The sequence below is a fragment of the Streptomyces sp. NPDC004542 genome, from assembly GCF_040610035.1.
In the GTDB taxonomy this organism is placed as follows: domain Bacteria; phylum Actinomycetota; class Actinomycetes; order Streptomycetales; family Streptomycetaceae; genus Streptomyces.
This window is the reverse complement of sequence record NZ_JBEXLP010000003.1, coordinates 46,729-67,514: the sequence shown is the minus strand read 5'-3', so window position 1 is coordinate 67,514 and position 20,786 is coordinate 46,729. Positions and strand designations below refer to the sequence as shown.

Below are 20,786 nucleotides of genomic sequence, written 5' to 3'. Positions count from 1 at the left end.
CCTCCTGAGGCGTGCCCTTGCCGCCGCCCTCGTTCATCGTCAGGTCTCCGTTCTCGCCCGGCGCGGGTCCGCCGTCCGGCCCGTCCTCATCGTCCGATCACCGCCGGAGCGCCTCCCTCGTCCGTGCCCCACACGTCGTCGTCCTCCTCGGGCACCCAGGCGGAACGCACCCGGTCACCGGACTCGGTGGCCCGGCCGCCCTGCCCGCCGGGCAGGCCCATCGGGGCATAGGGGGTGGACGTCGTGACGGGCCGTCCGCCCCTGGTGATGACCACGTCCTCCTCCTCGTCGGCCGCCCCGGTCCGCGCTCTCGACCGCCGGCGCAGCGCGGCACCGTCGCCGTCGCTGAGCACCGAACGGACGCGTTCGCCGTTCGAGCCGCCGGCGCCGCCCGATCCGCCCATGCCGCCCATGCCGCCCATGGCACCCATGCCGCCGAACGCCATCGGGTTCAGCGGCACGCCGCCGTCGGCCGCCTGGGTGTCGGAGGAGCCGCCCGTCTCCCCGGCCGGCTCATCGGTGGGGGCACCGAGCGAGCCGCTGTTGTACGGCGTGCTGTCGTACTCCTCCCAGGAGCCGGCACCCCCGGCCGGGGTGTCACCGGTTCCACCGAGGCCGGCCAGGTTCGGGTTCAAGGGGGTGGTCGAGAGCCCGCCGCCGAAATCGGGAATCCTGAAGTCCTGGTCGCCGAGGCTGGACGGACTCGGCACGGGCAGGTCGTCGTTGAGCCCGGAGGTGTCGCCGCCCGTGCCGGAGCCGCCCGCGGTCCCCCCCTTTCCGGAACTGCCGGAACCGTCGGAGCTGCCGGAGCCGGCCGGGGTGCCGTCGAGGTCGGAGGTCGTGACCGTCCCGTCGGGTGCGGTCGTGGTGACCGTCCCGTCCGGTGCGATGGTCTGTACCGTGCCGTCCTGGTACTTGGTCGTCAGTGAACCGTCCGGGTTCAGCACCGTGGTGCTGCCGTCGGGGTTGGTGAGGGGCTTGCCGGAGGCGAGCTGGTCGGTGTGGGTCGCTCCGTCCGGTGCGGTGGTCGTGACAGTGCCCTTGGACGGGTCGATGACCTCCTTCGAGCCGTCCGGGAAGGTCTTCGTGAGCGTGCCGTCCGCGTTCAGCCTGGTGGTGGAGCCGTCCGGCCCGGTGACCGTGCCCGGTGCGGGGTTCAGCTGCGTGGAGTCGACGGTGCCGTCCGGCTGGGTGGTGGTGACCGTGCCGTCCGGTGCGATGGTCTGGACGGTGCCGTCGGGGTACTTGGTGGTCAGTGAGCCGTCCGGGTTCAGCGTGGTGGTGCTGCCGTCGGGGTTGGTGAAGCCCTGGCCGGAGGTGAGGTGGTCGGTGTGGCTCGTGCCGTCCGACGAGGTGGTCGTGACGAGGCCCTTGGACGGGTCGATGGTCTCCTTGGAGCCGTCCGGGTAGGTCGTCGTCAGGCTGCCGTCCGGGTTCAGCCGCGTGGTGCCGCCACCCGGTGTGGTGACCGTGCCCGGTGCGGGGTTCAGCTGTGCGGAGTGGACGGTGCCGTCGGGGTCGGTGGTGGTGACCGTCCCGTCCGGTGCGATGGTCTGGACGGTGCCGTCGGGGTACTTGGTGGTCAGTGAGCCGTCCGGGTTCAGCGTGGTGGTGCTGCCGTCGGGGTTGGTGACCGCCTTGCCCCGGTCGACGGGGGTGGTGGTGCTCTTGCCGTCCGGCGAGGTCGTGGTCAGGGCCCCGGTGGACGGATTGAGCAGCGAGACGGTGCCGTCGGGATAGGTGGTGACCAGCGAGCCGTCCGGGTTCAGCTTCGTGGTGCTGCCGTCCGGGTTCCTGATCGTGTCGGTGGAGTTCCCTTCCGTCGTACCGTCACCCTGGTCGCTGCCGTCCGCCCCGACGAGGTCGCTCAGGTTGCCGTTGAGCCCGTTGCCGAAGTCCTTCAGGTTGTCGTTGAGCCCGTTGCCGAAGTCCTTCAGGCTGTCGTTCAGGCCGGTGACGTTCTCACCGATCCCCTTGGCGGTCTGGTTCAGACCGTCGGTGACGCTCTCGCCGATCCCCTTGGCGGTCTGGTTCAGACCGTCGGCGACGCCCTCGCCGAACTTGTTCATGCTCTCCGACACGTCATTGCCGAAGTTCTTCAGTCCCTGGTTCAGCCCGTCCATGGCGTCCTTGATCGAGTTGCCCTGCTTCTCCGCCTCCTCTTTCTGCTTCTCCGCCTCCTCCCTGCTGAGCTGGTCCTCGTCCTTCTGCCACATCGCGGTGAGGGTGCTGGTCCCCACGGTCCGCAGCGCGGCTCCGGCGGCCTCGGAGGCGTCTCTCCACCGGGTTTGCAGGGTGGACAGCGTGGAACGGGCGGTCTCCTCGAGGTAGGAGTCCTGAGTCGTCTTCCACTCCGTGACCGCCGCCTCGCCGAGCCTCTTCCAGGCATCGGGCTTGGTGAGGTCCCCGTACTCGGGGTGGGTCTGGCGGAAGGCCGCGACCGTGTACATGTGATCGGCGTCGTATCCGCCGGACTGCCCGTTGACACGGCGCTGGCGTGTGAACACCTGCTTGATGTTGTTGGTGATCAGCCAGTTGCCGAGTTCGTTCAGTCGATCCACGACGATCTTGTGCGGATCGTGCGAGCCCGTCGCGGCCCACTGGGACCACGCGTACTGCAGCGAACGGCCTTGGGACCGCAGGTCGAACTGAGCCCTGGCCAGCGCATCACCCACGGTAGAGGTGGACCAGTAGCTGTTGAGGGTGAGGTTCGCGGCCTTGTAGGCCTTGCCCCCGAGCTGATCGACGTAGCTGCTGTAGTTCCTGTGCAGCTGTTTGATCAGACCGCGGAAGACCCCGGCGGCCTTTCCGCGCCAGGCGGCGTCTTCCGCGCCCAGGGCCTTCTCCCACCGGTCCAGCTCATCGGCGTGGTCGGCGAAGAACGTCTTCGCTCGGTCGAACGCCTGCGCCGTGCGCTCGAACGACCCCAGGTCGACGGCGTCGCTGTCCGGCACCCGCTGGCCGGCATAGGAGAAGTCCTGGGTGGAGTAGTTGTTGACCAGCGCTCCGATCGCCCGCCTGCCCCCGAACACGTACCTGGCCATGGCCGAGGCGTCCCACTGCTCACCCCCGATGCCGGTGAACGTGTTGCCGCCGTCCCACTGGTCGCCCATCGGGTCGTCGTTCTCGCCGAAGAGCGTCGCACGGCCCTTCGCGTCGGCTACCACACCGATCAGCACGATCCGGACCCGGTGCATCTTGACGCTGCGGTGCGCCCCGTCGCCGCCCGAGGACGTGTAGAAGAGGAGGTCGTAATCCTCGCCCGCGCGCACGTTGCGCCCCATCTCGCCGTCCTCCAGCGGCCGCGGCGGCAGGGTGTCGACCTGGTGCCGGAAGAGAGGGACGCCCTCCTTGCTCTTGAGCTTCTCGAAAAGCTCGCCGCGGCTGGGCATCGGGAACCCGGTGAACAGGGTGACGGCCCTGGCCCAGTAGTCGTCGTCGGTGGTGGTGTCGTCGGCCACAGCGGTGCGCTCCGTGGGTGGGAGGAAGAGGTCAGGAGGCGGTGGAGGAACCGTTCGACCCGGCCCCGGCACCGGAGCCGAGGTCGCTGTCCACGTCGGCGAAGATGTCGAGCAGCTTCTCGGCGTCGATGGCGATGAGACTGTCGCCCTGGTTCTTCAGCAGCGTGTCCAGGGTCGTCTGCAGGTCCCTCTTGAGGTCCTGGAAGAGGGTCTGCTGGGCCAGGAAGATGTCGTCGGCGGACTTGGCGATGCCGGTCAGCTTCGTGACCAGGGCCTTGCCGAAGACCAGGTCGTCGGCGGCCATGGTGCCGATGGCGAGCACCGGGTTCTGGTTGAGCGTCGAGGGGGTGGTAAGCCCCTCCACCAGACTGCTGAGCGCCCGGACGGATGTGCTCTCACCGCCCGGCAGGTCCTGCCGGATCTCCTTCAGCCCTTTGATGAACGTGGCCACGTCTTCGTCGAGGAACGCCTTGAGCTGCGCACTGTCGAGATGCGTCAGATCGGTCACTGTCCGTCTCCTGGATACTCGCCCGCCGTCCCTCCCCGCGGGGACGGACGGCGGGCTGTGGCGCGAGCCGGGGGCTGCTCACGCCGGGAAGTGGCGCGAGCCGGGGGTCGCTCACGCCGGGAAGTGGCGCGAGCCGGGGGTCGCTCACGCCGGGAGGCTCATCGGCCGATGGTGACCTCGGACCACATCTGGGACAGGGAGTTCTCGCTGTACTTGTACTGCGCGGAGATGTCCGTCAGCAGAGCGGCGTGCGAGGTGAGCAGGTGCTCCATGTTCGTCACCGCCTGGTCCCAGGCGGCCTGCTTCTGCCGGTAGACGTCGGCGTCGGCGCCGTACCAGGTGCTCTTCAGCTCGCCGAGTTCCGCTTCCAGGTTGGCCAGGGTGGTGGCGATCGCCTTGGTCTGGCTGACCATGTCGTCGGCGGCGTTCTGCACGTGGGAGTAGGCGACGTAGATGTTGCCGTCGGCCAGGTTGTCGCTCATCACAGGTCTCGTCTCGGTCGTCGGTACGGAGGGACTGCTCGTGGGGTCGTCAGGAACCGGTGAGCGTCTGGAAGGCGGCGTCCGAGGCGTTGGAGGCCTGGATGATGGCGTCCCCCGCGGCGGTCTGGGTGCGCTGGTGCTCCGACAGGCTCGCGGTGAGCTTGTCGATCATGTCCTGGAGGTTGCGCTGGATGACGGTCGCCTGCTCGTCCCACTTGACGAGCAGCTGACCGAACTGGGCGCCGTCACTGCCCTGGTACCCCCGGGAGAGGTCGCCGCGGGTGGAGTCCACGTCCTGACGGGACCTCGTGATACCCGAAAGCGCGGACTCCAGGGCATGGATGCCGTTCCTGGTCGCCTGCGCGCTCGACTGCTGTCCGCCGCCTGCCATGGGTCTGCTCCTAAGGTCGGGGAACCACCGGGGGGGTGCTCGAGCACGAGGCTAGGACCCAACACCGTTGAGAGCGCTCACAATTGAGGCAGATCTGAGCTGTTCATCCCTGAGAACTTGCCCTTTCGCACCTGTGCCGGGCAGCACGAGAGCCCCGGACACCATCGGCGTCCGGGGCTCCAAGCCCTACGGGGAGCGGGGCCGGCCAGGGCCGGCCGCGCCGGTTCAGCCCTCGTCCGGCGTCAGCCGCAGGGAGATGCTGTTGATGCAGTACCGCTGGTCCGTCGGGGTCGGATAGCCCTCGCCCTCGAAGACGTGCCCGAGGTGGGAGCCGCAGCGGGCGCAGCGGACCTCGGTGCGGACCATGCCGTGGGAGCGGTCCTCGATGAGCTCCACCGCGTCGGTGTCCTTCGGGTCGTAGAAGGACGGCCAGCCGCAGTGGGACTCGAACTTGGTGGTGGAGGTGAAGAGTTCGGCACCGCAGGCGCGACACGAGTACACGCCCTTGGTCTTGGTGTCGGTGTACTCACCGGTGAAGGCGGGCTCCGTGGCGGCCTGCCGCAGCACCGCGTACTCGGCCGGGTTGAGCTCCGCGCGCCACTGCTCGTCCGGCTTCTCGATGTCGTACGACATGAGCCTCAGCCCCTTACTTCGACAACTGGTCCAGGATCCGCGGGCCGAGGTCGGTGACGTCGCCCGCGCCCATGGTGAGAACGAGATCACCGGCCTTCGCCATTCCCGCGATCACCGCCGGCGCCCCGTCCTTGTCGTGGACGGGCGTGACGTCCGCGCCGGCCGCCCGTGCCGCCTCGATGATCAGCTCGCTGGTGACGCCGGGGACCGGGTCCTCGCGGGCCGGGTAGATGTCGAGGACGACGGAGGCGTCGGCGAGGGCCAGGGACTCGCCCATCTCCTTGCCCAGTTCCTGGGTGCGGGAGAACAGGTGCGGCTGGAACAGGACCAGAATCCGGGCGTCGCCCGCGGCGGCGCGCATCGCCTCGAGGTCGGCGGTCATCTCCGTGGGGTGGTGGGCGTAGGAGTCGATCACCTGGACGCCGGCCGCCTCGCCCTTGAGCTGCAGGCGCCGCTTGACGCCGGTGTACGCGGCCAGCGCGGGGGCCAGCTCGGCGGCCGGTACGCCCAGTGCCGCGCCCGCCGCGAGCGCGGCCACCGCGTTGTGCGCGTAGTGGCGGCCGGGTACGGAGACCGTGAAGGTGAGCTCCTGCCCGTCCATCAGGACGCTGACCTCGCTCTTCAGGCCCTGCGGGACGACCGACAGCACGCGTACGCCGGCGTCGGCGGCAGCTCCGTACGTCACCGTCCGCACCGATCCGGCCAGCCGCCGGGTCAGCTCCCGGGCGCCCTCGTGGTCGGCGGAGATCACCAGCGTGCCGCCGGGCACGATCCGGCCGGCGAAGGTCTCGAAGGACTCGTAGATCTCCTCCATCGAGGCGTAGTTGGCGTGGTGGTCCAGTTCCACGTTGAGGACGATCGCGACCTCGGGGGCGTACTTGTGGAAGCTGCGGTCCGATTCGTCCGCCTCGGCGACGAAGATGTCGCCCTCGCCGTGCAGGGCGTTGGAGCCGGGCGCGTCCAGGTCGCCGCCGATGGCGTAGGACGGGTCCAGGCCCAGCTCGGTCAGCGACACCGCCAGCATCGACGTCGTGGTGGTCTTGCCGTGGGTGCCCGCGACGGCGATCGGGCGCAGGCCGTCCATCAGGGCGGCCAGGGCGTCGGAGCGGTGCACGACCGGGATGCCCAGTCCGGCGGCCCGGACGAGCTCCGGGTTGTCCTGCCGGATCGCCGACGACACGACCACGCAGCTCGCATCGTCGGCGAGGTGCTCCGCCGCGTGCCCGATGTGCACGGTCGCGCCCAGCGCCCGCAGCGCCTCGGCGGTCGCCGAGTCCTTCGCGTCGCTGCCGGCCACCTCGGCGCCGCGCTGCGCGAGGATCTTCGCGATGCCCGACATCCCGGCGCCGCCGATGCCGATGAAGTGCGGTCGGTCCATGGCGGGGGGAAGGCCGGGTGCCATGCGCGTGTCTCCCAAGATCCGGTATGTCGGTGAGCGCCCCCACCCTATAGCGGGGCCGTCGCGGCCGAGCCCTGCGGCAGCGGCTACGCCTTGCTGTGCGAGAACAGCTTCAGGACCGGGACCCCCACCTTGTGCCGGGCCCTGGAGGCCCAGTCGCGGTGGAAGAACTCCTCCACGTAGTGGGGGTCGGTCAGCACGATCACCTCGTCCGCGTCCACCTCGCCGACGAGTGCCTTCAGCGCGTCCAGCGGATGGTCCTCGACCAGTCGGCCCTCCGCCGCGCTGCCCGCCGCCCGCAGTGCCCTGAGGGACACGTCCAGGGCTTGGTCCCCGACCGCCTTCGCGGCGTCCCCCTCGGGGGTGGCTCCCTCGCGTGCCGCCTCGTCGATCTCGCCGAGCGCGATGTCGTCGATGGCCCGCAGGAGGCGGTCGGCCTGGTCCCCGCGCGGCTGGAGCAGCACGTGGAAGGAGACCGGCTCGTCCCCGTGCAGGGTGGTGACGAACTCCACGTCCGCGGACGTCAGCGCCTTCTCGATCATCAATACGCTTGTGAACACCAGCGCCCCTTCTTCTTCGCGCGCCCGCGGGCCTCTTCTTCGGCAAGGGCCCCGACAGGCCCTGCGGAAACCATCCTGCCCCGTGATCGCACGGATTTTCAGGACCGACGGTAGCGACTGAACAGGAATCCGGCTTCCTCGAGCAGGGACACGAGTTCGAAGCGCCGGGGCACGGTGACCGACGGCCCCCCGGCGATGCGCTGCGCGTCACCGGCGGTGAGCATCGGCGAGACGGTCAGACAGAGCTCGTCGAGCACGCCCGCGGCCACGAACTGGCCGAGCAGCCGGGGGCCGCCCTCGGTGAGCAGCCGGGTGTGCCCGGCCTCGGCGAGGGCCCGGACGGCGCGGGCCGGGTCCACGCCGGCCCCGTCACCCGCGATCATCACGCGGGCGCCCGTCTTCCGGGCGGCGGCGATCCGGTCGGGGGCGGCCGCGGCGCCGGTCAGGATCAGGGTGGGGACGAGGGGCGAGGTGAACAGGGGGAGGGAGAAGTCGAGGTCCAGGCTCGCGGTGACGACCGCGATCGCCGGGGCGGGGCCCTGCCCGGCCGCGGACCGCGGCGCCGCGAACTCCGCGCGCTCCCTGGCCGGGCGGTACCCCTCCTGACGTACCGTTTCCGCGCCCACGACGACGACATCGGCCAGCGCCCGCAGCGTGCCGAAGATCCGCATGTCGGTGGCGCTGGAAATGGGGTGCGAGCGGCCCTCGTGCTGGGCGGCTCCGTCCAGGGTGGACACCATGTTGGCCCGCAGCCAGGGCACCGGCCCGCCGGTCACCCGGCCGGACGCGGCCGGCTCGGGATAGGCGTAGGCGGCGGCGAGCTCGGCGAGGCTCCACTCCCGGTCGGCGCAAGCACCGGGCGCCCCACCGGCCCCGTCCGGCTCCCGGGCCCCCTCCTCAGGGGCACCGCCGAGGGTCCGGGCAGCTGTTTCGTCGGTCACAGGGAACAGGCGTCGCATGCCGTGCAGTGTTCCACGCCGCTTAGCATGGGGAACCGTGTCGTCCTCCACAGCCGCCTCCGGGCTCAGCCCCCTAGCCGACGCGGTACCGATGTCCCTGTGCGCGCGCGAGCCGCATGTCCCCGCGGACCGGCTGGTCGCCGAGATGGTGCCGCCGCCGCGCTTCGACTCGGTGCGCTTCGCCACGTACATCCCGGACCCGAACCAGCCGAGCCAGACCGAGGCGGTACGGGTGCTGGAGGGCTTCGCGGCCGGGATCGGGGGCACGCCCGCGGGCGGCACCGCCCGGCGCGGGCTGTTCGGCTTCGGCAAGGCGAAGGCGAGGACCAGGGCCGCCAAGGCACCGGCCGGTCCCCGCGGTGTCTACCTGGACGGGGGCTACGGCGTCGGCAAGACCCATCTGCTCGCCTCCCTCTGGCACGCCGCCCCGGCCGATCCCGCCCGCAAGGCGTTCGGCACGTTCGTCGAGCTGACGAACCTGGTGGGCGCGCTCGGCTTCCAGAAGACGGTGCAGACGCTCTCCGGGCACAGCCTGCTGTGCATCGACGAGTTCGAGCTCGACGACCCGGGCGACACGGTCCTGGTGTCCACGCTGCTCGGCAAGCTGGTCGAGGCGGGCGTGGCGCTCGCGGCCACCTCCAACACCCTGCCCGGCAAGCTCGGCGAGGGCCGGTTCGCGGCGGCCGACTTCCTGCGGGAGATCCAGGGCCTGTCCGCCCGTTTCCGCGCCCAGCGCATCGACGGCGAGGACTACCGCCACCGCGGCCTGCCCGAGGCGCCGGCGCCGTTCTCCGACGAGCAGGTGACCCGCGCCGCGCACGCCACCGAGGGGGCGTCGCTGGACGACTTCGCGCAGCTGCTGGACCACCTCGCCAGGGTGCACCCCAGCCGGTACGGCGCGCTGACCGACGGCCTGCGGGCCGTCTGCCTCACCGGGGTGCGTCCGGTGCCCGACCAGTCGACCGCCCTCAGGCTCGTCGTCCTCGCGGACCGGCTCTACGACCGTGAGGTGCCGGTCCTCGCCTCGGGGCTGCCGTTCGACCAGTTGTTCAGTGAGGAGATGCTGAACGGCGGCTACCGCAAGAAGTACTTCCGCGCGATATCCCGTCTCACCGCGCTCGCCCGGGACGCCAAGGGCCTGGTACCGGACGCGTGACTGATCTCTATCCGGTCGCGACTCGCCGGTCAAGGGTCGTTTTCGGCCTCATCAACAGCACTTTTCACGCTCTCTTCGGCGCGTAACGCGGAGTTAACCCTGCAAACAACTTTGCAGGGCTACCGTCTTTCTTGACCATTCATTGACCAGCCCTTGGTGTGAGCCAAAGGTATGAATGCGGGAAGGGGGGCGCATGGTACGAGGTACGACGGTCCGGGCCGCGCTCTCGCTCCTCACCGCCGCCCTGCTCGCACTGCACCTCTTCACACCCACCGGAAACTTCGCATCCGCGCACACTTTCGGTCAGGTGGAGGCCAAGGCTCAGCCCGGAATCAAGCCCTCCTCGAAGCCGGTACGCGATGGTTCCCTCACGTTCCGCGACCAAAGTTCCACCGGGGATCCGGCCGGTCCCCCGCACACCCGCGACCGCCACCGCACCGCCGCCCCCGGGTGGGCCCACGAGCGCCCGCTGCCGGCCCGGGACCCGGCGGCCGCGCGCGCGGCGGACGCACCCACTGGGACGCGTCACCGCACAGCCAGACCCGTGAGACCACTCTCTCCGGCCGCGCTGCAGGTCTTCCGCTGCTGAGAGCCGGGTGCCGTTCCCCCCACATCCGCCGTGCAAGACCGACGCGCCGCTGGGCGCGCCAGGAGGAGACCACACATATGCAGCCCCTCATCGACAACGCCCGTACGTTCGGACAACGCCCTGAGGAGTTCGCCAAGCTCGCCGAAGGCCAGTCCCCGCAGGTGCTGTTCATCACCTGCTCCGATTCCCGGGTCGTCCCGGCCCTCATCACGGGCGCCCGCCCCGGCGAGCTCTTCGAGCTGCGCACCGCGGGCAACATCGTCCCGCCGTACGCCTCCGAGCACCCCACCAGCGAGGCGGCCACCATCGAGTACGCCGTCGAGGTGCTCGGGGTCCGGGACGTGGTCGTCTGCGGCCACTCCCACTGCGGAGCCGTCGGTGCGCTGGTGCGCGGCGACGACCTGGACGGCGTGCCCGCCGTGCGCGACTGGCTCGCGCACGCCACCCCGCGGCCCAAGGGGACCATGGAGGACCCGACGGTCGCCGAGGGCGTGCAGAGCCATGTCCTGACCCAGCTGCTGCGGCTGCGCTCGTACCCGTGCGTCGCCGAGAAGCTGGCGCAGGGCCGGCTCGCCCTGCACGCCTGGTACTACGAGGTGCACACCGGCGCCGTCCGGACGCACCGCCCGCAGACCGACACCTTCGAGTCCCTGTGAGCACGCCGATGACCCACATGAACGCCTTACCCCCCACCTCCCTGAGGTCCCGGTTCCCGCACCTCAGGGAGGACTTCACCGCGTCCCTCGTCGTCTTCCTGGTCGCGCTCCCGCTGTGCTTGGGCGTGGCCGTCGCCTCTGGTGTCCCGGCCGAGCTGGGCCTGGTCACCGGCATCGTGGGCGGCATCGTCACCGGGCTGATGCGCGGCAGCAGCCTTCAGGTGTCGGGGCCGGCCGCCGGGCTGACCGTGCTGGTCTTCGAGGCGGTGGAGGAGTTCGGGCTGCCCGCGCTCGGTGTCATCGTGCTCGCCACGGGTCTGCTCCAGGTCCTGATGGGCCTGCTCGGGCTGGGCCGCTACTTCCGGGCCATCTCCGTCTCCGTCGTCGAGGGCATGCTGGCCGGCATCGGCCTGGTGCTGATCGCCGGACAGCTCTACCCGGCGCTGGCCGCCAAGGCCCCCGGCTCGGGCCTGGGCAAGATAGCCGGGCTCCCCGGAGCGTTCACGGACGCCCTCGGGGACAGCAGGGCGATGGTGTCCTTCGCGCTCGGCGCGGGCACGATCGCCGTCCTGCTGCTGTGGAAGTACGCGCCGGCGAAGGTGCGTACAGTCCCGGGACCGCTCGCCGCGGTCGGCCTCGCCACGCTGGCCGCCCTGGTCCTGTCCCTTCCCGTGGCCACCGTCGAGGTCAACGGGCTGCTCGACTCGGTCCAGCCGCCGCCGATGAGCTCCTTCGGTGAACTGGCGAACGTCGGGTTGCTCGGCACGATCCTCGCGTTCACGCTGATAGCGTCCGCGGAGTCGCTGTTCAGCGCGGCGGCGGTGGACCGGCTGCACGACGGGCCGCGCACCCAGTACAACAAGGAGCTCCTCGCCCAGGGCGCGGGCAACACCCTCTGCGGACTGCTCGGCGCGCTGCCGATGACCGCGGTGATCGTGCGCAGCGCGGCGAACGTCCAGGCGGGCGCGCGGACCAAGGCGTCCCGGGTGCTGCACGGCGTGTGGCTGCTGCTGTTCGCGGCCCTGCTGCCGGACGTGCTCGGCTACATCCCGTTGCCGGCGCTCGCGGGCGTCCTGATCTACTCGGGCGCCAAGCTCGTTCCGCTGCGCGCGCTCGTCGCCCTGTGGCGCGACAACCGCGGCGAGGCGGTGGTCCTGACGGCCACGGCGGTGTCGATCGTCGCGGTCAGCATGTTCGAGGGCGTGCTGATCGGGCTCGCACTGGCCGTCGTCAAGACCGCCTGGGAGTCCTCGCACGTCAAGGTGGAAGTCGTGGACAAGGGCGCCGGTCCGGTCGACGCGTACCTGACCGGTAACGCGACCTTCCTGCGGCTGCCGAAGCTCCTGGACAGCCTGGAGGCACTCCCCCAGGACCGCCCGGTCCGGCTCGACCTGTCCGGCCTGCACCACCTCGACCATGCCTGCCGTACGGCCCTGGAGAACTGGGCCGAACGCCACAGCGCGGCGGGCACGGAGCCGGTACGGCTGATGGCGACCTAGCCGCACGGCACGCCCCCGGTCCGGGGCCGCACGGCACGCCCCCGGTCCGGGGCCGCACGGCACGGCCCCGGACCGGCCACCGGCACCCGGCCCCGTACCGGGCGGAACCTCCAGAACATGGCCTCGGGTCGAATAGGGGCATATCGTTGCAAGACGATGCCTCTGATGTGGAGGAGGTCGTCATGCTCCAGGAACTGGTGGGCTCGCTCGTGGCAGCAGGTGTCGCGGGTCTGGTGTATCTGGCCGCCGCGGCGCGGGTCGTCAAACAGTACGAGCGTGGGGTGGTCTTCCGGCTGGGCCGGGTCACCGACGCGCAGCGGGCGCCGGGTTTCACCATGATCATTCCCATGGTCGACCGGCTGCGCAAGGTCAACATGCAGATCGTCACGATGCCGGTGCCCGCACAGGAGGGCATCACCCGCGACAACGTGACCGTGCGGGTGGACGCCGTCGTCTACTTCAAGGTCGTCGACCCGGTCAGCGCGATCATCCGGGTCGAGGACTACCGGTTCGCGGTCTCGCAGATGGCGCAGACCTCGCTCAGGTCCATCATCGGCAAGAGCGACCTCGACGACCTGCTGTCCAACCGTGAAAAGCTGAACCAGGGCCTCGAGTTGATGATCGACAGCCCGGCCGTGGAATGGGGCGTCACCATCGACCGGGTGGAGATCAAGGACGTATCCCTGCCGGACACGATGAAGCGCTCCATGGCCCGCCAGGCCGAGGCCGACCGTGAGCGCCGGGCCAGGATCATCAACGCCGACGCCGAACTCCAGGCCTCCAAGAAGCTGGCCGAGGCGGCGCAGCAGATGGCCGACACACCCTCCGCCCTGCAGCTCCGGCTGCTGCAGACGGTGATGGCCGTGGCGGCGGAGAAGAACTCCACCCTGGTGCTGCCCATCCCGGTGGAGCTGCTGCGCTTCCTGGAGAAAGGGGGACAGCAGCCGACCGGGATCACGGACGCGCTCCCGCACCCGGGCTAGGGTCCGGTATGCGACCGGGTTTCGTGAGATGGCGAGTCCCGCCTTCGCCGAGGGCGGCACGATCCCGCGCCGCCACACCTGCGACGGCGCGGAGGTCTCGCCCCCGCTCGCCTTCGCCGGCGGCGTACCGGCGCACGTCGCCGCCCCGGCCGTCGTGGTCGAGGACCCCGACGCCCCGCACAGCCGGCCGCAACGGCTTCGGCAGGACCGGTTACGGCGGTCCGTGCCCGCCCAGGAGAGACCGGCCGCACCGGTACGTCTTGTCGGTGTACGCCACCGGCCGGCCCCTGGACGACCCGCCGTCCGGCGCCACCGCCGATGCCGTCCGCGCGGCCCTGACCGGCCGCGTCCTGGCCGGGGGCACGCTGACCGTGAGACACGGCATCCGCTTCCACTGCCACCGGACGGGTGATCGCACGGTCGAGCCGTACATCAGACCGTCACATTTGGGGCGATCTCATCCTATTTTCGTACAGTGATCAGATCTGTTCGGCACCTGACCGCCGTCTGCGCCCTGGGCGCGGCCCTCGCCGCCTGCGGCACCGCCACAGCGCCCGGCACCGGTCACCCGGCACCGGCCGGGCCCGCCCCCTCCGCCGCGCACCCGGCCACCCTCGCCCCCGGCCCGGGCGGCCTGACCCCGGTCTTCGAGAACGGGCCGCGGACGCGGGGGAAGACGGTCGCGCTGACCTTCGACGCCGACATGACCGCCGACCAGGGGCCGCGCGCGGCGGCGGGCGAGCATTTCGACAACCCGGCGCTGATCGCCACGCTGCGTGCGCTGAAAGTGCCGGCCACCGTCTTCATGACCGGCCGGTGGGCGGAGCAGTACCCGGCCGAGGCCCGCTCCCTCGGCCACGACCCGCGGTTCGAGGTCGCCAACCACTCCTACAGCCACTACGCCTTCACCGGCGACTGCTACGGCCTGCCGACCGTCTCCTCCGCCGACCGGATGCGCTCGGAAGTGGAGCGGACGTACACCGCCCTCCGCAAGGCCGGCGTGCCGCACCCGATGCCGTACTTCCGCTTCCCCGGCGGCTGCTACGACCAGAAGGCACTGCGCGCGCTGAGCGGCCTCGGGGTCACCGCGGTGCAGTGGGACGTGGTCAGCGGCGACGCGTTCGCCACGGACGCGGACGCGGTGGTCCGGCAGGTGCTGGACGGGGTGAAGCCCGGGTCGGTCGTGGTCATGCACTGCACGCGCAGCGCGGCCCCCACGACCGAGCGGGTCGTGCGCGCGGTGGTGCCGGAACTGCGCGAGCGGGGCTACCGGTTCGTGAAGGTCTCGGAACTGATCGGGGCGACGGCCGCCCGGCGGTGAGCCGCTTACGCTGGAGACATGAGCGACACGGAGGGTACGCAGAGCCGGGACTACTGCACCATCGCGGACGTCACGACGCCTCCCAGGGCGGACGGGCCGCCCTACGCGGAGTGCGTGTTGTGCCGGGAGCCGACGGAGTACCCGGAGTCGTACAAGGGCATCACCCTCTGCCCGCGGTGTGCATGGCAGGAGGCACAGCGCACCGCCTGCTCGGGGTGACCGGCGGGCGGTGAGCGCGCGGGCGGGGCCCGGCCGGCCTGCACTCCGACGGCCGTGTCCGGGCACGCCCGGTGGAGCGGATCTTCCGCCTGGCAGACTGGACGCCGTGACCAGTGATCCCGCCGCTCCGGGCGACAGCCCCTTCCGTGCCGAGCGCTCCGCGCGCGACGAGGCTCCACAGTACGTGCTGCCCCTCGTCGTGCGGGTCGAGAAGGCGGCACCGCCGACGCGCACCGACGCGCTGGAGACCGCCGCCCGTGCCGTGCTCACGCTGCTCGGCGACGAGCGGTCGGTGGCGGACGGCGCGTGGGCACGGGCCGTGCGGGACTGGGAGGACGCCCGGATCCGGAAGGTGGTCAGGCGGGCGCGCGGGGCCGAGTGGCGGCGGGCGGAGGCGTTGCCCGGGATCACCGTCACGGGCAAGTCGGCTGAGGTACGGGTCTTCCCGCCCGTCCCGCTGGACGGCTGGCCGAAGGACCTGGCCAAGCTCCAGGTGTCCGGTACCGAGCTGGACGACCCGGAGCCGCCGGTCGACGCGGGTCCCGCGGCGCCCGTGCTGTGGCTGAGCCCGGACGTGACGATGTCGGCGGGCAAGGCGATGGCCCAGGCCGGTCACGGCGCCCAGCTCGCCTGGTGGGAGCTGTCCGACGAGGACCGCACCGCCTGGCGCGCGGCGGGCTTCCCGCTGGCCGTGCGCACCGCCGCCCCGGCCCGCTGGGCCGAACTGACCCGTTCGGGCCTGCCGTTGGTGCGGGACGCGGGCTTCACCGAGATCGCGCCGGGCAGCTGCACCGTGGTCGCCGACCACCCCGCCCTGCGCTGACCGGTCCCGGTGACCCCGCCGCACCGGGTGTTCCGGGCGGTGCCTTCCGTCAGTCCCGGACGAGGCAGAACGGCTGTCCCGCGGGATCCGCGAAGACACGCCGGCACCGCTTGCCGTCACCCTCGTCGAGCAGGGTGGCGCCCAGACCGAGGACCTCCTCCTGAGCCCGGTCCAGGTCCACGGCTCCCAGGTCGAGAGGGGACTGCTGGGGGCGGGCGGGATCCGGCCACCGCGGCGGCCGGTGATCCTCGACCCGCTGGACGGCGAGCACGAAGCCGGTGTCGGTGTGGAGCGTCGCCCAGCCGTCACCGAGCGACCACCGCGGATCCGGCTGGTTCACCACTGCGCCGACGAGTGACTGGTAGAACCGGGACAGCTCGACGACATCGGCACAGTCCACCACCACACACTGCGGCTCGGCGATCACGAAGGGCAGCGTGGAGCAGCGGGCGCGAACCTCAAATGTTGCTCTGAAGGTGCGGGCGGCCGGATTCGCGGCCCCGTGCCGGGGCCATACCCCCGTCACGCCGGAACACGGGTGAGAGGGGGCGGCGGTGCAGCGACTGGGGACGGGGATCGGCTGGCGGCCGGAGATCGCGGACGCGGTGGAGCGCATGCCGGGCATCGACTGGGTCGAGGTGGTGGCGGAGAACGTGTGCCCCGGGCACCTCCCCGAGTCGCTGCGGCGGCTGCGCGGGCGCGGGGTGACCGTGGTCCCGCACGGGGTCTCGCTCGGCCTCGGCGGCGCCGACCGGCCCGACGAGGGCCGGCTGACCGCTCTCGCGGAGCGGGCGGCGGCACTGGGCTCGCCGCTGGTCACCGAGCACATCGCGTTCGTAAGGGCCGGGGGGCCGCTGACCGCCTCCCCGCGGCTGGAGGCGGGCCATCTGCTGCCGGTGCCACGCACCTGGGACGCCCTCGACGTGCTGTGCGAGAACGTGCGCATCGCCCAGGACGCGCTGCCGGTGCCGCTCGCCGTGGAGAACATCGCCGCGCTGATCGCCTGGCCCGGCGAGGAGATGACCGAGGGCCAGTTCCTGTACGAACTGGCCGACCGGACCGGGGTGCGGCTGCTGATCGACGTGGCGAACCTGCACACCAACCATGTCAACCGGGCCGAGGACCCGGCGCAGGCGCTGGCCGAGCTGCCGCTGGAAGCCGTCGCGTACGTGCATGTCGCGGGCGGCTTCGAACGGGACGGCGTCTGGCACGACAGCCACGCCCACCCCGTGCCGCGGCCGGTCCTCGACATCCTGACCGACCTCGCCTCCCGCGCCGACCCGCCGGGGGTGCTGCTGGAACGGGACGAGAACTTCCCCGAACCGGCCGCTCTGGAAGAGGAGTTGGGTGCGATCCGGCGGGCCGTGGTGAAGGGGCGGGCGACGCGGGCCGTGGCCTCGCCGCGGGCGGCCGAGGGGACCACGGCACCGCGGCCGGCACCCACCGACGCCGCCCGCCGGCGGGTCGGGCTCGCGCAGGCCGCGCTGCTGTCCGCACTGGTCGCCGGGACACCGGCGCCGGAGGGCTTCGACCGGATCAGGACGCGGGTGCAGAGCCGGGCGCTCGCCGCGAAGCGGGCCGACGTGGTGGCGAAGGTGGCGCCCGAGCTGCCGGAGATCCTCGGGGAGGGGTACCGGGCCGCGTTCCTCGACTACGCGCAGGGGCAGCCGATGACCGGGGGCTACCGGCAGGACGCCCTGGACTTCGCGGGGCACCTGCTGTTCACGGGGCGGTGCGAGGACGCCGGAGTGCGGCGGCGGCTGCGCCAGTGGCGGCTGGAGCGGTCGGGGCCGGTGCCGCGGTCGAGCCGGCCGGTGGTCCGGGCCGCCCGCGCGGCACGGCGGGTACTGCTGCGACGGGGATGAGGGTGTTACCCGGTTCACGTCCGGATTGGCACCCTTTAACGGCTTATGCGGTACGACAGTTGGAGGAGGGCCGCAGTAATATGCCAACTCCGCACCCCAGGAACCACGGGCGTGCGGTGCCGCGACAGGAGGCACCATGCGACCGCGACCCCCCGTCAAGGGCCGAGGCATATTCAGCGGTACCGGGATCATCATCTCGGGCCTGGCCGCGACGTTCGTGGCGCTGGCCTTCCCGGTCTGGTCGTACAGCGACCGGCCGGGCACGACCGGCGCGGACGTGCTGAGCGCGGAGGCGGTCCTGACGCAGTACGGCCCGCTGTCCGCGCAGGACCGGGACTTCATCATGAAGGTCCGGCTGGCCGGACTGTGGGAGCTGCCCGCCGGTCAGCTCGCGGAGGAGAAGGGCACCACCCCGGCCGTGCGGACGGCCGGACAGCACCTGGTCGACGGTCACACCTTCCTGGACCGGCGCGTCCGGGACGTCGCCGCCAAGATGAACCTCGGACTGCCCGACGAGCCCACCGACCAGCAGAAGCAGTGGCTCGCGACCCTCGACGCGGCCCAGGGCGAGGACTTCGACCGCCAGTTCGCCAACATCGTGCGGCTCGCGCACGGCAGGGTGTTCTCACTGGTCGCCCAGGTGCGCGCGGGTACGCAGAACTCGCTGGTGCGCGGCCTCGCCGACGACGCCAACACGACCGTCCTGGACCACATCGAGGTCCTGGAGGCCACCGGGTACGTGGACTTCGCCGCACTGGCCCGTGACCTCGCCGCGAGCGCCACGCCCGCTCCCCCCGGCACCGACCTGCCGAGCGCGGGCACCGGCTCCCCGGTGCCGGTCACCCCGTCAGCGTTCCCGCGCTACTCGCTCCCGCCCGCCGCCTCCAGCCCCCCGCCGTCGAACGGCTCCTGACCTGAGGGGCGAACGGAACGTCACATACCGGCGACACTGTGTCCGGATGGTGAACGAGGCGTGGAGTTTCCCAGGCCTCCGGCTTAGAAACTTGTCACGTTCTGGATCCTTCTGCTGCTGCCGGCCGGGGCCGTCGCCGGCACGGCCTGCACCCGGCCGTGCCTGGCCGCCGTACGCGCGGCGACCGTCGACAGGCAGGGCACGACCGCGGCACGGGAGCACGGTCTGACGCTGCACGAGGCGGCGTTGCTGTCCGGCGGTCCCGCGCGGGTCGCCGATCCGACCCTGGCCTCCATGGCCCGGCAGCGGCGACTGCTGCTCGCGCACACCGGCTGGGCGACCGTCGTCGACCCGCACGGCCGGGACGACATGGAACGGGCGGTGATAGGGGCCATCGGCCCGGAGGGCCGGCGTCCGCGCGATCGGCGAACCGGCACTGCGCGCCGCCTTCGCGCACCGCGACCGGTCCTGGCGGGAACGAGGACGCCGCCCGGGGGGGCGCACAGGGGGCATTGGGGCCGACACCGGCCGGACGGTGCTTGCCTTCACCGACGACCGTACGAAATATCCCTTTTGTCCTGGCGGTGCGCCGCCTCCCCGACCGAAGGGATACGCGATGAGAGCCGCCGCCCTCTGCACGGCCGCCGGGTCGATGCTCCTGACCACCCTCACCGCCGCCCCCGCCGACGGCGCGCCCCACACCGCGGACGCGGCGGAACGGCGCGGCACCGCGGTCGCCGCCGCCCGCGCACGTGCGGCCGGCATCGACTTCGGCACGTGCCCCGCCGACCAGGGCGCGCCGGACGGCATGGAGTGCGGCACGGTGACCGTCCCGCTGGACTACGCCCACCCCGACGGCAAGCGGATCAAGCTGACCGTCAGCCGGGCGCAGGCGACCCACAAGGACCCGCGCAACAGCAAGCGCAAGGTGCCCCGCCAGGGCGCGCTCGTCTTCAACCCGGGCGGCCCGGGCGCCTCCGGCATGTACTTCCCGCTGAGCGCCCGGCTGCCCGAATGGAAGCGCATCGCCGCCGCCTACGACCTCGTCGGCTACGCCCCGCGCGGAGTGGGCCGTTCGGCACCGCTGTCCTGCCAGGACCCCGAACAGCTCCCCACCGGGCCCGCGCAGGCGCCGACACACCCCTCGACGGCGTTCAAGGAGAAGCGCATCGCCGAGGCGAAGGCGTACGCGCGTGGCTGCGCCCTGCGGGCCGGAAGCGCGCTGCGGTACTACAACTCCCTGAACAACGCCCGCGACCTGGACGTCCTGCGCGCCGCGCTGGGCGAGGAGAAGCTGACGTTCATGGGTGCCTCGTACGGCACCTACTTCGGGGCGCTGTACGCCACGCTGTTCCCCTCGCACGTGCGGCGGCTGGTGCTGGACGCGCCGGTGAACCCGGACCCCGCACAGATCTGGTACCGCAACAACCTCGGCCAGTCGGCCGCGTTCGAGGACCGCTGGGCGGACTTCAGGGAGTGGATCGCCCGGCACGACGACGTGTACGGCCTCGGCGACACGGCCGAGAAGGTGCGCCGCAGCTACGAGTCGGCACGGACGCGGCTGGCCGCCGAACCGGCGGGCGGGAAGGTCGGTCCCGGGCAGTTGCAGGGCGTGCTGCTGTCCGCCGGGTACTACGACGACTACTGGCCGAGCCGTGCCGAGGCGCTGTCGGCGTATCTGAAGGGTGATCCGAAGCCGCTGGTCCAGCTGGCCACGCCGGGCCCGGAGACGGCCGCGGAGTCGGAGAACCTGAACGCGGTCTACACCGCCGTCGAGTGCAATGACGCGCCCTGGCCGGCCGACTGGGCGGAGTGGGACCGCGACAACACCCGGCTCGCGCGCGTGGCGCCCTTCGAGACCTGGGAGAACGTGTGGATGAACCTGCCGTGCGCCTACTGGCAGGCGCCCCGGCAGCAGCCTGTCGATGTGCGGACCGGCCCGGGTGAGCTGCCGCCGACGCTGATCCTGGCCGCCGAGCGGGACGCCGCCGCGCCCTACGACGGGGCGCTGGAGATGCGCCGGCGGCTGGCGGACTCGGTGCTGGTGACCGAGCGGGACGCCGGTACGCACGGAATCGCGGCCGGGCCGAACGCGTGCGTCAACGCCCACCTCGAGGCGTACCTGCTGGACGGCCGCCTCCCGGCGCGGCACGCGTCCTGCGCGCCGCACCCGGAGCCGGAGCCGGAGACCGCCCGCGGCGAGGCCCTCCGGGACCAGCTGAAGGGCGAGGGCGACCCGCTCTGATCGCCCCGCCCCGCCCCATCAGGCCAGACCCGCCACCAGCTCACCGACGTCCTTGCGACGCCCCGTGCTGCCACTCCCGGGGGACAACCCCCGAACCCCCGGCAGCACACCCGACACGCCCCGC

19 protein-coding genes and 2 pseudogenes are annotated in these 20,786 nt (G+C 71.9%); 12 read left to right on the top strand and 9 right to left on the bottom strand.

The features are described 5' to 3' along the window. Positions 1-86 precede the first annotated feature (86 nt). The 8 genes from ABZX30_RS03040 to ABZX30_RS03005 form a co-directional block, all read right to left on the bottom strand. Positions 87-3,461, bottom strand: coding sequence for an AAWKG family protein (locus tag ABZX30_RS03040; protein WP_355928062.1), 3,375 nt, complete (start codon positions 3,459-3,461; stop codon positions 87-89). A 31-nt stretch (positions 3,462-3,492) separates the two neighbouring features. Further along, complete coding sequence (locus tag ABZX30_RS03035; RefSeq protein WP_355928061.1) at positions 3,493-3,969, bottom strand: type VII secretion system-associated protein; 477 nt, start codon at positions 3,967-3,969, stop codon at positions 3,493-3,495. A 158-nt stretch (positions 3,970-4,127) separates the two neighbouring features. Then, a complete protein-coding gene (locus tag ABZX30_RS03030) occupies positions 4,128-4,451 on the bottom strand; it encodes a WXG100 family type VII secretion target (protein ID WP_355928059.1) in 324 nt (107 codons plus the stop codon). Between the two features lie 49 nt (positions 4,452-4,500). Beyond that, positions 4,501-4,842, bottom strand: coding sequence for a hypothetical protein (locus ABZX30_RS03025; RefSeq protein ID WP_355928057.1), 342 nt, complete (start codon positions 4,840-4,842; stop codon positions 4,501-4,503). A 225-nt stretch (positions 4,843-5,067) separates the two neighbouring features. Next, positions 5,068-5,475, bottom strand: a complete 408-nt coding sequence (gene msrB, locus ABZX30_RS03020; RefSeq protein ID WP_355928055.1) for a peptide-methionine (R)-S-oxide reductase MsrB — start codon at positions 5,473-5,475, stop codon at positions 5,068-5,070. A 13-nt stretch (positions 5,476-5,488) separates the two neighbouring features. Next, positions 5,489-6,877 (bottom strand): UDP-N-acetylmuramate--L-alanine ligase, encoded by a 1,389-nt coding sequence (murC, locus tag ABZX30_RS03015; protein ID WP_355928052.1) that lies wholly within the window; start codon positions 6,875-6,877, stop codon positions 5,489-5,491. Positions 6,878-6,960: 83 nt separating this feature from the next. Further along, entirely contained in the window at positions 6,961-7,434 is a 474-nt protein-coding gene (locus ABZX30_RS03010) for an indole-3-glycerol phosphate synthase (RefSeq protein WP_355928049.1), read from the bottom strand. A 98-nt stretch (positions 7,435-7,532) separates the two neighbouring features. Next, on the bottom strand, positions 7,533-8,393 hold the full coding sequence (locus ABZX30_RS03005; protein ID WP_355928048.1) for a pyrimidine reductase family protein: 861 nt from the start codon (positions 8,391-8,393) through the stop codon (positions 7,533-7,535). Between the two features lie 37 nt (positions 8,394-8,430). Here ABZX30_RS03005 and zapE point away from each other — a divergent pair, with 37 nt between their 5' ends. The 8 genes and pseudogenes from zapE (at position 8,431) to ABZX30_RS02965 (ending at position 15,639) form a co-directional block, all read left to right on the top strand. Further along, a complete protein-coding gene (gene zapE, locus ABZX30_RS03000) occupies positions 8,431-9,549 on the top strand; it encodes a cell division protein ZapE (RefSeq protein WP_355928046.1) in 1,119 nt (372 codons plus the stop codon). A gap of 666 nt (positions 9,550-10,215) precedes the next feature. Then, entirely contained in the window at positions 10,216-10,794 is a 579-nt protein-coding gene (locus ABZX30_RS02995; protein WP_355928043.1) for a carbonic anhydrase, read from the top strand. A 17-nt stretch (positions 10,795-10,811) separates the two neighbouring features. Further along, positions 10,812-12,293: a SulP family inorganic anion transporter gene (locus ABZX30_RS02990; RefSeq protein ID WP_355928041.1), complete on the top strand. Its 1,482-nt coding sequence runs from the start codon at positions 10,812-10,814 to the stop codon at positions 12,291-12,293. A gap of 182 nt (positions 12,294-12,475) precedes the next feature. Beyond that, positions 12,476-13,276: a slipin family protein gene (locus ABZX30_RS02985; protein ID WP_355928038.1), complete on the top strand. Its 801-nt coding sequence runs from the start codon at positions 12,476-12,478 to the stop codon at positions 13,274-13,276. A gap of 28 nt (positions 13,277-13,304) precedes the next feature. Next, positions 13,305-13,755, top strand: a pseudogene (locus ABZX30_RS02980) (YbhB/YbcL family Raf kinase inhibitor-like protein). Further along, entirely contained in the window at positions 13,752-14,597 is an 846-nt protein-coding gene (locus ABZX30_RS02975; RefSeq protein WP_355928036.1) for a polysaccharide deacetylase family protein, read from the top strand. Before ABZX30_RS02980 ends, ABZX30_RS02975 begins: the two are co-directional and overlap by 4 nt. An 18-nt stretch (positions 14,598-14,615) precedes the next feature. Further along, positions 14,616-14,816: a hypothetical protein gene (locus ABZX30_RS02970; RefSeq protein ID WP_355928034.1), complete on the top strand. Its 201-nt coding sequence runs from the start codon at positions 14,616-14,618 to the stop codon at positions 14,814-14,816. 106 nt (positions 14,817-14,922) lie between these two features. Further along, positions 14,923-15,639: a peptidyl-tRNA hydrolase gene (locus ABZX30_RS02965; RefSeq protein WP_355928032.1), complete on the top strand. Its 717-nt coding sequence runs from the start codon at positions 14,923-14,925 to the stop codon at positions 15,637-15,639. Positions 15,640-15,688: 49 nt separating this feature from the next. Here the strand turns inward: ABZX30_RS02965 and ABZX30_RS02960 are convergent, their stop codons facing one another. After that, a complete protein-coding gene (locus tag ABZX30_RS02960; RefSeq protein WP_355928029.1) occupies positions 15,689-16,066 on the bottom strand; it encodes a VOC family protein in 378 nt (125 codons plus the stop codon). Positions 16,067-16,193: 127 nt separating this feature from the next. Between ABZX30_RS02960 and ABZX30_RS02955 the strand changes: the two genes are divergently transcribed. The 4 genes and pseudogenes from ABZX30_RS02955 to ABZX30_RS02940 all read left to right on the top strand — a co-directional run bounded on the left by ABZX30_RS02955 (position 16,194) and on the right by ABZX30_RS02940 (position 20,662). After that, entirely contained in the window at positions 16,194-17,504 is a 1,311-nt protein-coding gene (locus ABZX30_RS02955) for a DUF692 domain-containing protein (protein ID WP_355928026.1), read from the top strand. Positions 17,505-17,640: 136 nt separating this feature from the next. Continuing rightward, the gene (locus ABZX30_RS02950) at positions 17,641-18,417 is read left to right on the top strand and encodes a DUF4142 domain-containing protein (protein ID WP_355928025.1); all 777 of its coding nucleotides are present in this window, start codon (positions 17,641-17,643) and stop codon (positions 18,415-18,417) included. 105 nt (positions 18,418-18,522) lie between these two features. Beyond that, a pseudogene (locus ABZX30_RS02945) lies at positions 18,523-18,894 on the top strand (TIGR04222 domain-containing membrane protein); the annotation flags it as partial. A gap of 139 nt (positions 18,895-19,033) precedes the next feature. Continuing rightward, positions 19,034-20,662: an alpha/beta hydrolase gene (locus tag ABZX30_RS02940; RefSeq protein ID WP_355928022.1), complete on the top strand. Its 1,629-nt coding sequence runs from the start codon at positions 19,034-19,036 to the stop codon at positions 20,660-20,662. Positions 20,663-20,786 lie beyond the last annotated feature (124 nt).